The organism is Pseudomonas sp. TH07, assembly GCF_016651285.1.
Classification (GTDB): Bacteria; Pseudomonadota; Gammaproteobacteria; order Pseudomonadales; family Pseudomonadaceae; genus Aquipseudomonas.
In genome coordinates this window covers 3,995,287-4,007,423 of record NZ_JAEKED010000001.1, presented here as the reverse complement: position 1 = coordinate 4,007,423, position 12,137 = coordinate 3,995,287, and the positions used below count along the sequence as shown (strand labels likewise).

The window sequence follows — 12,137 nt, the reverse complement described above, 5'->3', positions numbered from 1 at the left end:
CGCAGCACCCTGTAGCCGCTGCCGAAGGCTCGGGCCGCGGTCGGACGCTGGCCCTCAATAACGCCCCCAATTGACCTGAGTGCCTCGGCGCAGCGCAGCCTGGCGGCAGCGGCTATGGGTTGGGGCCCAGGAGGTGGCTCATGGCGGTTTTGAGTTTCATCGGGCGCACGGGTTTGTGCATGAGGGTATGGCCCAGCTCGCGGATTTGCTGCTTGAGTTCGTTGCTGTAGTTGGCGGTGATCATCAGTGCCGGGACCGGCGACGCACGGCGGGCGTTGATCCGGGCCACGGCGTCGACGCCGTTCTGGTCATTGTCCAGGTGATAGTCGGCAATCAGCAGGTCGGCTTCGGCGTGGTAGTTGTCGACCTGGCGCGCCAGGTCCTGCTCGGACAAGGCGGTCACCACCCGGCAACCCCAGCCTTCGAGCAGGGTGCGCATGCCGGCGCAGATCGCCGCGTCGTTATCCAGCACCCACACCCGCGCGCCCCGCAGCCGTTCGAGCATCGGTTCGCTCATGTTCAGGCTGGGCAGGGCCTTGGGCGCGGTGGCGCTGAGGGGCACTTCGACGGCGAACATCGAACCCCTGCCCGGCCACGAGCGCACCCGTATCCGGTGGCCGAGGATGCCGGCGATTTTCTCCACGATCGCCAGCCCCAGGCCCAGCCCGCGATCCTGGTCCGGGCGCTGCACATCGCCGCGCTTGAATTCCTGGAAGATTTCCTCGAGACGGTTTTCCGCGATGCCCATGCCGCTGTCCCACACCTCGATCGACAGCCGCTGGCGCTGGCGCCGGCAGCCGAGCACCACGCGCCCGCTGCGGGTGTAGCGAATGGCATTGCTCAGCAGGTTGCGCAGGATCCGCGCCAGCAACTGGATATCGCTGCGCACCAGTGCCGAACAGCCGACAAAATGCAGCTCCAGGCCTTCGCTGCGCGCCACCTGGGCGTATTCCACCGCCAGGTTGTCCAGCAGCTCGCTGAGGGCGAACGGCGCGATATCGGCCTTGATCACCCCGGCATCGAGCTTGGAAATATCCACCAAAGTCCCCAGCAGGTTTTCCACGTCCTCCAGGGAATTGCTGACATTGCGCACCAGCACCTGGCAGGCCTGGGGCTCGCGCCGCTCCAGCAGTGCGCTGGTGAACAGCCGCGCCGCGTTCAGGGGTTGCAGCAGGTCATGGCTGACCGCCGCGAGGAATTTGGTTTTCGACAGGTTGGCCTGCTCCGCTTCCAGCTTGGCTTCCCGCAGGCGCGATTCGACCCGGCTGCGCTCGTCGATTTCCCGCAGCAGCTGCTGGTTGAGGGTGGTCAATTCCGCGGTGCGTTCACGGACCCGCAGCTCCAGGTTCTGATAGGCCTGGTGCAGCGCCTCGGCGGTGCGCCGGCGTTCGGTGATGTCGCGGATCAGCACGAAAATCCCCACCACCTCACCCGTGGCCAGGCGGTTGGGCACGTATGAGCGCAGCATGTAGCGCTCCTGGTTATTGATGTTGGTTTCCGGGAATTCGAAGGTCACGCTCTCCCCGGCCAGGGCCCGCGCCACGTAGGACTCCAGGCGCTGGTAGTGCTGTTCGCTGTGGACCTCGCGCAGGCTCTGGCCGAGCATCACCCCGCGCGGCCAGCAGTACCATTCCTCGTAGACCTTGTTGGTGAATTCGTAGACCAGGTCCGCGTTGAGGTAGGCGATCAGCGCCGGCACATGGTCGGTGATCAGGCGGATCCAACGCTCGCTTTCGCTCAGGGCCTCGGCGTGCTGGTAGCGCTCGGTGATGTCGGTGAAGGTGTTGACGAAACCGCCGGTGGGCAGCGGATGGGTGCGGATTTCCAGCATGCGCCCGTCGTACAGGCGCTGCTCGCATTCATGGATCACCCGCCCGTTGCTGTCGCGGCTGGCGGGGGTCAGCAGGCTCAGTTCGCTGTCGGCGATGACCTCGGCGAATGGCCGGTGGGCCGCCACCGGGGCCAGGCCGCTGAGCTCCAGGAAGCGCCGGTTCCACAGTTCAAGGATGCCCTCGGCGTTGACCATGGCCACGCCCTGGGACAGGTTGTCCACCGCCCGCTGCAGCAGGTGGGATTTTTGCGCCACCGCCTGCTCCCGACGCAGGGTTTCGCTGAGCTTGACCTCGGTGATGTCGGTGAACAGGATCACCCGCCCGCCTTCCAGGGTCGGCCGTTCGCTGATCTGCAACCAGCGCCCGTCCTGCAAGCGATACAGCAAGTGTTCGTCGCCATGGCCCCGGGGTTCTTCGCTGAACATCCCGGTGCTGGTCATCAGCCGCTTGACTTCGGCCAGGCGCATGCCGGCCATGATCCGCACCCGGCTGTTGCTCCAGAACGCCTTGAACCGGCTGTTGAACAGCACGATGCGCTGCTCTTCGTCGAACAGCACAAAGGCGTCGGAAATACTCTCAATGGCATCGATCAGGTACTGATGAGCGGTCTCGGCCCGCAGCCGCGCCTCGCTCAACAGGCGATTGCCGGCCTTGAGCTCGGCCATGGCCTGGTTCAGCGCATCGGTGCGCTCGCGCACCTGTTCGGCCAACACCACCGAATGCTGGAACGCGGCGTAGGGGTCGTTGCCCCGGGTGACCCCGGATTCGACCCGCTCGATCAGCGCGGCGTTGATCCGCCGCAGCTTGCGGTTCTCTTCTGCAAGCCGCGTGACCTGGGCTTGCAGCTCAGCGGCTGGCGGGGGTTCGGCTGCGGGCAATGGCAACCCCGGTAAAGGTCTGGTTGATATGCATGCCATTGAACTGTTCTCCGTAGGTGTTGAACCCCATCACTCGCTGCTCGCGCAAAAAGGCCCCGATCTCGTCCAGGCTGCCGCGGTCTTCGAGTTCCAGGCGCCGCAAAAAGCAGTCACAGCCGATGGTCAGCAGCAGCCCGCCCAGGCGCTGTTGCAGACCGTCGAACAGCGCTTGCAGGTTGGGCAGCAACGGCCCCGGGGTCATGGCCGTGAGGACGATGCCGTTTTCCACCGCGCAGTAAAAACTCAGGCTCAGGTCCGGGTGCACCTGTTGCACCGCGCGCACGTAGTAGTGCTGGTTGATGCGCACCGCCAGCGGGTGGGCGGCGAATACCCGGTGGTCGAGTTCGGCCACCGGCACCCCGATCAGCCGCGCGTATTCCTCGGCGGCCGGCTCCGCGTTGAGTTCGTAGACCCGGCGCAAGCTGCTGTCGACGCCGGTGACCACCAGTTTTTCTTCCCGCGGCAGGATGTGGTGGGTGGTGAACACCTCGAAATCCAGCCAGGTATTGACCAGCACCACCACCGCCGCGCCGCTGTGGAACTCGCCGCCGAAGTAGACATGGGTGTGGGTCAGGTAATTGTCGTCGCCGGCCGAGCCGCCGAAATGCGGGATATCCCCCAGGGCCGCGCTCAGCGCCGCCAGGACCATTTCTTCGCGGCTGGACAAGCCATCGAGCAGGGTCAGGGCAAAGCTGTTGCCCTTGATCGGCGCCAGGGTGTTGCTGCGACAGTCGCTGACCAGGCGCTCGACCATCTGCTGGGCGTCGATCAGGCTGAAGTGCTCCATCTGGTCGATCAGCTCGGTGGCGATGGAAAAGTGCCGGTGGTCAAAGCCGATCGCGGTCACGCAATTGCGCCCGTAGCCTTGGGGGGTGATCTCCCCGGCGCTGGTGCAGCCCACCAGGCGGATCCCGCCAAAACCCTGATGCAGGGCCTGGCCCAGGGCCTGCAGGTCATATTCGGCCGAACAGAAAAACAGCACGAACCCCAGGTGCGGGTGCAACAGCTGCCGCGCCAGCTCCTGAGCGACCTGCTGCACATCGGTGGCCTGGGACATCGCGCTGACGACACCCTCGCTCTGGGCTTGTTGCATCTTCGCCTCCCGCGGGTGCGCTGTATGAGGCATGAGTGTACGAAGTCACCCGCGCCCGACGAATGCTACTTGGGTAGTGGGTGGGCGCTTCAATGGGATGAGACGCCGACCGCCGGCGCCAGGCAGACGGCCGGGGCCACGCCGCGATGCGCACGGCGGGATCCGGGCCAGGGGGTTACCAGGTGAGGACTGCGCCGACGGCGAAGGTGTCGGTGTTTTCGTTCTGGGCGCTGGTGTCGTGGCCATCGATCTCGAACTGGTTGTACTCGGCCACCAGCTTGAGGTTGTCGTTGATGTCGTGGAACAGCGCGATGCCGCGGGTTTCATAGTCGGCGCCGCTGCCGACCACGCCGTTGCCGTCGTCACGGGTCTTGCCATAGGACAGGGCCAGGCGGTTCTTGCCGAGTTTGTACGAGCCCTGCAGCAGGTAGCCGTTGCTGTCGACATTGCGCAGCGTGGCTTCGCCGGCGTTGTTGGTGAAGAACGGGTTGATGCCCTTGGCCTGGAACCCCGAGCCGGTCAGGGACAAACCGCCCATCTTGGCCTGCACCCCATAGCCCAGGCCCTTGGAGGTGACGGACTTGACCGTGGAGTCGGTGTTGTCCGAGCTCTGGTAACTGCCGTTGAGCCAGCTGTAGACCTTGGCCCCGCCCAGGTCGAACTGGTAGGTGATCTCGCTCTCGGTGCGCGGGTTCTCCTGGTAGGCCTTGCCGGTCGGGCTGCTGTCGTTGGTGTCCACCGGGTCCATGATCCCCACCGCGACCCGCAGGCCGTCCATTACCGGGGTGCGATAGGTGATCTGCGAGGTCGGGAACGGGTACGGGTAGCCGCTGCCGATATTGCCGAACGACACCCCGCCGCCATCCACCAGGCCCAGGCTGTCGCTGACCTGGCCGTAACCGGCGAGCAGTTCATCGAGCAGGATGTTGGACCGGGCGAACAGCCCGAAGTCCTTGCCGATCAGCACCTCGCCCCACTCCGGGTTGGCCACGGTGCCGTAGAACTGGCGCACGTCGATGGCGGTGTCGGTGCCGTTGGTTTCACTGTCGTTGATGGTCACCCAGAACGAGGCGCGGGCCCCGAGTTTCAAGTCGTCCACCTGCTTGCCCATGTTGAAGCCCAGGTAGTTGGGCAAAAAGCCCATCTTGACCCGTGCCTGGCGCCGGTCGTACTGATCGCCGGCACGGTCGACATCGCTGTTGACGTAGAAGGCGTTGATGTAGCCGTCGGTGGAAAAGGTGGTCTGGTCCTTGTCGTACAGCATGATCTCGGCCTCGGCGATGGTGCTCAGGCCGAGGGTCGAAAAGCCGGCGATCAGGGCCGGCAGGAAAGACTGCCGCAAATTCTTATTGTTATGCATGGCGCGCTCCGCAAACGGGGGACGAGATGTCGGAGGCGATTATCAAAAGGACCTGCGGCCAGGCCCATGCTGCCTTGGCGCTGAATGGCGGCTGCTTTGGAGTGGCTGGCAGGGCCCGGCAAACTCGACGTAAGACCGGACCGCTACCGGGAGCAAAACTTAAGGCCTACAAGCCCCGGCCCGAGAGGATGAACGACTTGCGGCTCAACCCGCCAACTGGCGCAGTTTGGCCAGCTCGGCAGCGGCCAGGGGGATCCCGTGCTCGCGAGCCTGGGCGCGGCTGCGATAACGGCGGTCGCCCGGCAGGCGCTCCAGGCCTACCGCCTGCATCTGCCGCACCAGCTCGTCACTGCGGCTGGCAAAGCGCCCGCCCCCGGATTTGCTCGGGTCGATGACGATCAGCAACTGACCGGTCCAGGGGGTTTGCGCGCCGGGGTGCTGGGACCAGTCGAACTCAAAGGAGAAGTTGCCGCCGGTCAGCGCCGCGGCCAGCAGCTCGACCATCATCGACAGCGCCGAGCCCTTGTGCCCGCCAAACGGCAACAGGGCGCCACCGTCGAGAATCGCCTTGGGGTCGCAGGTCGGCTGGCCCTGGCTGTCCACACCCATGCCCGGCGGCAGCTGCTCGCCTTGGCGCGCGGCGATTTGCACATCGCCATGGGCGATGGCGCTGGTGGCCAGGTCGAACACAATCGGGTCGGCCCCGGCGCGTGGCGCAGCAAAGGCAATCGGGTTGGTGCCGAACAGCGGCCGCTGAGCGCCGTGGGGCACCACGCAGGTCATGCTGTTGACCACGCTCAGGGCCACCAGGCCGGCTTCGGCAAAGGGCTCGACATCGGGCCAGAGCGCGGCGAAGTGGTGGGAATTGCGAATCGCCAGTACCGCGATCCCGGCACTGCGCGCCTTCTCGATCAGGGCCTCGCGGGCCGCGGCCAGGGCCGGCTGGGCAAAGCCGTTGGCCGCATCCACGGCTATAAAACCGCTGGCCACATCCTCCACCACCGGCCGCGCCTGGCCATCGACCCAGCCGCTGGCCAGGGACGCCAGGTAACCCGGGATGCGAAACACCCCATGGCTATGGGAGCCGTCGCGTTGCGCCCGGGCGCAGTTGTCGGCCAGTACCTGCGCGACCTCGGCGCTGGTGCCATGGCGCAGGAAAATGCGCTGCAGCAACTGGGTCAATTCGGACAGCTCAAGGTGCTCGATTTCGGCGTGCACGGGGGTGGCTTCGGACATCGCAGGCTCCGGTGGAGTTGTTATTGGAAGTGGCCTGACTATCGCGTCACGCCAGTTATCTGTCAAACATTGACTTAATGACAGAAAACATTCATTTTCCACTCCACGCGCTGTCCAACCACAGGAATTCGCCGTGAGCCAGCCCATCAAACAACGCCTTGAAAGCAGTCTGTCGAGCGCCACCGCTTCGGGCCGGGCCATTGCCAGCTACATGCTGGCCAACCTCTACGAGCTGCCCTTCCAGACCGCCGCCGACATTGCCGACAAGCTCGGCGTCAGCGAATCCAGCGTTGGGCGTTTCTGCCGCGCCATCGGTTACAGCCACTTCAAAGACCTGAAGAACGACCTGAAAAATGACCTCGGCGAAGGCCCGTGGCTGGTCGGCGATCGGTTGCAGGAATTTCGCCAGCAGCCGAACCAGGCGCCCCAGGGTTTGCCGCGCAGCTTCGAGCTGGAAGTCGGCGCCCTGATGAAAGTCTATGAATACAGCCTGACCCCGGCCTGGATCACCGTGGCCCAGCGCCTGGCCACCCGGCGCAAGGTGTTTGTCGCCGGGTTCCAGACCGAGCGCGGTATCGCCGCGTCCATGGTCCACCTGCTGCAGTACCTGCGCGATGACGTGCACCTGGTGGACGGTGCCGCCGGGCATTACGCCGAGGTGCTGCTGAGCCAGCCGGGGGATTGCGCCCTGGTGGTGTTCGAGGCCCGGCGCTATTCGCGCCACGCCCTGCACCTGTGCCGCAAGGCCCGTGAGGCCGGGATCGCGGTGACCCTGGTCACCGACACGTTCTGCGATTGGGCCGAGCAGAACGCCGATGAAGTGTTCCGCGTGCCCACCGAGTTCAACCTGTTCTGGGAGTCCACCGCAGCCATGCTGTCGCTGGTGCACCTGCTGGTGAACGAGGTGTGCAAGCAACTGGGCCCGGACGTCGAGCGCCGCCTGGAAGCCACCGCCGCCCTGCATAACGAGTTCGTGGGTTACACATCCTCTGCCAGACCAAAACAATAATCGAGGTGCTAAATGAAGAATGTCGTTCGCTTTGCCAGTGCATGTGCCATGGTCCTCGCCGGTGCTACCGGTGCCCAGGCTGAAGTCCTGAAAATCGCCACCGAAGGCGCCTACCCGCCCTTCAACTACGTCGACTCCGACAACAAGCTGCACGGCTTTGACGTCGACATCACCAACGCCCTGTGCGAACGCATGAAGGTCGAATGCACCATCGTCGCCCAGGACTGGGAAGGCATCATCCCGGCGCTGCTGGCGAAGAAATACGACGCCGTGGTGGCCTCGATGATCGCCACCGACGAGCGCAAGAAGAAAATCGCCTTCACCAACCACTACTACCGCACCCCGCTGTCGGTCGCCGTGGCCAAGGACTCGGACATCACCGACGCCCAGACCAGCTTTAAAGGCCGCACCGTCGGCGCCCAGTCGTCCTCGACCCAGGCCATCTACGCCGAAGACCATTACGGCCCGGCCGGTGCCGACGTGAAGTTCTACCCGACCCTGGACGAAGCCAACAGCGACCTGGCCGCCGGCCGTGTCGACGGGGTGATCGCCGACAAGTTTCCGCTGCTGGCCTGGGCCGAAACCGCCGGCAAGGACTGCTGCAAGATCATCGGTGACGTGCAAGGCACCACCGCCGACGCCTCGATCGCCGTGCGCAAGGAAGACAACGCCCTGCGCGAGCGCCTGAACAAGGCCCTGGACGAGATCGTGGCCGACGGCACCTACAAGAAGATCTCCAGCCGCTACTTCGCCTTCGATATCTACTGACCGCCCCGGGCCGCGTGGCGGCCCGCCTCTTTCGAGTACCCCTGCCCTGCACTCACCCCTTGAGTGCGGCGCCGGCGTGCAGGCTCAATTTGTCCTGAGGGTTCGAGCATGTTCGAACATCTGTCACTGTTATCGTTCGCCAGCGGCGGCTGGGGTTCGGCCTTGCTGGCCGGGGCCCTGGTCACCATCGCCCTGGCCCTGAGCTGCGTGCCCATCGGCCTGCCCCTGGGGCTCGCCGTCGCCCTGGCCGCCCGCTCGAAAAATCGCTGGGTGCGGGCCTGGGCCACCACCTTCTCCACCGTATTTCGCGGCCTGCCGGAGCTGTTGACCCTGCTGATCATCTACTACGGCTGCCAGATTGCTGCACAGAAGATCCTGGGCGCCATGGGCTACCCCGGCGAAGTGGCGATCAACACCTTCGTCGCCGCGATGATCGCCTTCAGCCTGGTGTTCGCCGCGTTCTCCAGCGAGATCTGGCTGGGCGCTTTCAAGACCATCTCCAAGGGCCAGTACGAAGCCGCCTCGGCCCTGAGCCTGTCGCGCCGTACCACCTTCACCAAGGTGGTGCTGCCGCAGTTGACCCGCATCGCCCTGCCGGGCCTGTCGAACAACTGGCTGTCACTGCTCAAGGACACCTCCCTGGTCTCGACCATCTCCCTGGTGGACCTGATGCGCCAGACCAACCTGGCCGTCAGCGTGACCAAGGAACCGATGCTGTTCTACGCCGTGGCCTGCTTCGGCTATCTGTTTTTCTCGGCGTTGTCCGGGCAACTGTTCCGCTTCCTTGAGCAGTACTTCAACCGTCATCAACGGAGCGCGCGCCCATGAGCCTGGATGAATTGCTCAACCTGTTCCTCAGCCCCGAGCTGCTGGACCGCTACGGCGCGCGCTTTATCGACGGCCTGCTGGTCACCGGCAAGCTGGTGGCGATCTCCTTCAGCCTCGGCGCCGTGCTCGGCCTGCTGATCGCCCTCGCCCGCCTGTCCAACAGCCGCCTGCTGCGCAACGTCAGCGGCGCCTATGTGTACTTCTTCCGCGGCTCGCCGCTGCTGGCCCAACTGTTCATGCTGTATTACGGCCTGGGCTCGTTCAAAGGCTTCTGGCAGGACGTGGGCTTGTGGTGGTTCTTCCGCGATGCGTGGTTCTGCACCCTGCTGGCGTTCACCCTGAACACCGCCGCCTACCAGGCCGAGATCCTGCGTGGCAGCCTGCTGGCGGTCGCCGAAGGCCAGCGCGAAGCGTGCAAGGCCTTGAGCCTGTCGCGCTGGACCAGCTTTCGCAAAGTGATCCTGCCGCAGTCGTTGCTGGTGGCCATCGGGCCCCTGGGCAATGAGCTGATCCTGATGATCAAGGCCAGCGCCATCGCCTCCCTGGTGACCATCTACGACCTGATGGGCGTGACCAAACTGGCCTTCTCCCGCAGCTTCGACTTCCAGATCTACCTATGGGCCGCGGTGCTGTACCTGGTGATCGTTGAAGTGGTGCGGCGCAGCCTGAAACTCCTCGAAGGCCGCCTCAGCCGCCACCTCAACTGACCGAACTCCAGCGGGACGCCCTGGCGGCCCGCGTACCAAGGATTGACCCCATGCATTGCCAAACCATCGTTCTGGGCGCCGGGATCGTCGGCGTCAGCACCGCCCTGCACCTGCAAGCACGCGGCCAGCAGGTGATCCTGCTCGACCGCCAGCCACCGGGCAACGGCACCAGCCACGGCAACGCCGGGCTGATCGAGCGCGCCAGCGTGATCCCCTACGCCTTCCCCCGGGAAGTGTCGAAGCTGCTGCGCTACGGCCTCAACCAGCAATCGGACGTGCGCTACAGCTTCAGCCACCTGCCCAAGGCCGGCCCCTGGCTGCTGCAGTACTGGCGCCATTCCGCGCCCAAAGGCCTGGCCCGCGCCACCCGCGCCATGCTGCCGCTGATCGAGCGCTGCGTCAGCGAACATATGCAACTGGCCGAACCCGCCGGGATGCAGGGCCTGATCCAGGGTGAAGGCTGGATCGAAGCCTTCAACGACCCGGCCGCCTTCGCCAAGGCCCAGGCCGACGCCCTGGCCCTGGAGGAATACGGCCTGAACTACCGGGTGCTCGACCGCCAGCAGATCCATCAACTGGAAAGCGGGCTGCACCCCGACGTGGTCGGCGGCCTGCACTGGCTCGACCCCAAGACCGTCACCGACCCGGGCGGCCTGACCCGCGGCTACGCCGAACTGTTCAAGCAGCGCGGTGGCCGCTTCGTGATCGGCGATGCCCTGAGCCTGCGCCAGGTCGACGGCCAATGGCAGGTGCAGAGCGAGGCCGGGGTGATCAGCGCCGAACAGGCGGTGGTCGCCCTGGGCCCTGAAGCGCGGGGGATTTTCGAACCCCTGGGCTACCAGATCCCCTTGGCGATCAAGCGCGGTTACCACATGCACTACGCGGCGCTGCCGGGCACCCGTTTGCAGCACCCGCTGCTGGACCCGGTGGGCGGCTACGTGCTGGCGCCGATGGTCGGCGGCATTCGCCTGACCACCGGCATTGAGTTCGCCGACCGCGACGACCCGATCAATGAAATCCAGCTGCGCCGCTGCGAAACCCTGGCCCGCCGCTTCTACCCCCTGGGCGAACGGGTCGACGCCGAGCCCTGGCTCGGCCGTCGCCCATGCCTGCCCGACATGTGCCCAGTGATCGGCCCGGCCGCACGCCATAAAGGCCTGTGGTTCAACTTCGGCCACGCCCACCACGGCCTGACCCTGGGCCCGGTCAGCGGCCGCCTGTTGGCGGAAATGCTCACCGGCGCCGCGCCGTTCACCGACCCTGCGCCCTACAGCGCCGACCGCTTCCACTGATCGCCGGAGACCCGACCATGCTGACCCAGACTGCCCCGTTGACCACCGCGCCGATCACCGCCACCGACACCCGCAAAGTGGTGGTGGATATCAGCGGCCTGAACAAATTCTATGGCGCGTTCCACGTGCTGCACGACATCGACCTCAAAGTGCGCGAGGGCGAACGCATCGTCCTCTGCGGCCCTTCCGGCTCGGGCAAATCGACCCTGATCCGCTGCATCAACCGCCTGGAAATCGCCGAGAAAGGCCGGATCCTCATCGACAACACCGACCTCTCCCAAGCCACCCGCGAAGCGGCCCGCGTGCGCAGCGAAGTGGGCATGGTGTTCCAGCACTTCAACCTGTTCCCGCACATGAGCGTGCTCGACAACTGCACCCTGGCGCCGATCACCGTCCGCGGCCTGTCGCGCAAAAAAGCCGAAGAACTGGCCCGGGGGTTTCTGGCCAAGGTGGGGATCGAGAACCAGGCCGACAAATACCCGAGCCAGCTGTCCGGCGGGCAGCAGCAGCGCGTGGCGATTGCCCGGGCGTTGTGCATGGAGCCCAAGATCATGTTGTTCGATGAGCCGACCTCGGCGCTGGACCCGGAGATGGTCAGTGAGGTGCTGGATGTGATGGTGAAGCTGGCGGGGAGTGGCATGACCATGTTGTGTGTGACCCATGAGATGGGGTTTGCGCGGCAGGTGGCGGAGCGGGTGTTGTTTTTGGATGGGGGGCGGATTGTCGAGGATGCGCCGCCGGAGGCGTTTTTTGGGGCGCCGAAGAGTGAGAGGGCCAAGGCGTTTCTTGCGCAGATTGTGCATTGATTTTTGGGATGTAGATGCGTGATCTGCGGGTCTGGCGAGCTGACTTTGTGAGGTGGTGGAGCTTGCTGTGGCGAGGGAGCTTGCTCCCGCTGGGTCGCGCAGCGGCCCCAAGACCTGACGCCTCGGGTTTATGGGGGTGCATATCCATTGCTGCGGGTGTGGCGGCTAAGGGTTCCGCCCTTACGGCGGGTCACTTTGGAACAGCCCCAAAGTAACCAAAGGGCTCTTGCCCCACCACTCGGTGCCTCGCCTAGGCTCGGCATGCCCTCACTCCGGCAGTGATCCGTGG

10 protein-coding genes are annotated in these 12,137 nt (G+C 65.2%); 6 read left to right on the top strand and 4 right to left on the bottom strand.

All coding sequences use genetic code 11. The annotated features are described in order from the left end of the window. Positions 1 to 112: 112 nt before the first annotated feature. The 4 genes from nahK to JFU57_RS18655 form a co-directional block, all read right to left on the bottom strand. Entirely contained in the window at positions 113 to 2,749 is a 2,637-nt protein-coding gene (gene nahK / locus JFU57_RS18670) for a hybrid sensor histidine kinase/response regulator NahK/ErcS' (protein ID WP_161955779.1), read from the bottom strand. Continuing rightward, positions 2,679 to 3,842 carry a nitric oxide-sensing protein NosP gene (gene nosP / locus JFU57_RS18665; protein WP_020300012.1) on the bottom strand — a complete coding sequence of 388 codons (1,164 nt, stop codon included), beginning with the start codon at positions 3,840 to 3,842 and terminating at the stop codon, positions 2,679 to 2,681. The genes nahK and nosP overlap by 71 nt, the downstream gene beginning before the upstream one ends. A gap of 175 nt (positions 3,843 to 4,017) precedes the next feature. Then, positions 4,018 to 5,202: a porin gene (locus tag JFU57_RS18660; protein ID WP_201130351.1), complete on the bottom strand. Its 1,185-nt coding sequence runs from the start codon at positions 5,200 to 5,202 to the stop codon at positions 4,018 to 4,020. Positions 5,203 to 5,406: 204 nt separating this feature from the next. After that, the gene (locus tag JFU57_RS18655) at positions 5,407 to 6,438 is read right to left on the bottom strand and encodes an Ldh family oxidoreductase (protein ID WP_201130349.1); all 1,032 of its coding nucleotides are present in this window, start codon (positions 6,436 to 6,438) and stop codon (positions 5,407 to 5,409) included. 133 nt (positions 6,439 to 6,571) lie between these two features. On the opposite strand from JFU57_RS18655, the gene JFU57_RS18650 reads away from it, so the two are divergent. The 6 genes from JFU57_RS18650 to JFU57_RS18625 all read left to right on the top strand — a co-directional run bounded on the left by JFU57_RS18650 (position 6,572) and on the right by JFU57_RS18625 (position 11,848). Further along, positions 6,572 to 7,447 carry a MurR/RpiR family transcriptional regulator gene (locus JFU57_RS18650; RefSeq protein ID WP_020300015.1) on the top strand — a complete coding sequence of 292 codons (876 nt, stop codon included), beginning with the start codon at positions 6,572 to 6,574 and terminating at the stop codon, positions 7,445 to 7,447. 12 nt (positions 7,448 to 7,459) lie between these two features. Continuing rightward, a complete protein-coding gene (locus JFU57_RS18645) occupies positions 7,460 to 8,215 on the top strand; it encodes a transporter substrate-binding domain-containing protein (protein WP_020300016.1) in 756 nt (251 codons plus the stop codon). A gap of 108 nt (positions 8,216 to 8,323) precedes the next feature. After that, a complete protein-coding gene (locus tag JFU57_RS18640) occupies positions 8,324 to 9,043 on the top strand; it encodes an ABC transporter permease (RefSeq protein ID WP_020300017.1) in 720 nt (239 codons plus the stop codon). Further along, complete coding sequence (locus JFU57_RS18635) at positions 9,040 to 9,750, top strand: ABC transporter permease (protein WP_020300018.1); 711 nt, start codon at positions 9,040 to 9,042, stop codon at positions 9,748 to 9,750. The genes JFU57_RS18640 and JFU57_RS18635 overlap by 4 nt, the downstream gene beginning before the upstream one ends. A gap of 50 nt (positions 9,751 to 9,800) precedes the next feature. After that, positions 9,801 to 11,042, top strand: coding sequence for an NAD(P)/FAD-dependent oxidoreductase (locus JFU57_RS18630; RefSeq protein ID WP_201130347.1), 1,242 nt, complete (start codon positions 9,801 to 9,803; stop codon positions 11,040 to 11,042). 17 nt (positions 11,043 to 11,059) lie between these two features. Then, positions 11,060 to 11,848, top strand: a complete 789-nt coding sequence (locus JFU57_RS18625) for an amino acid ABC transporter ATP-binding protein (RefSeq protein WP_043230593.1) — start codon at positions 11,060 to 11,062, stop codon at positions 11,846 to 11,848. Positions 11,849 to 12,137: the final 289 nt, after the last annotated feature.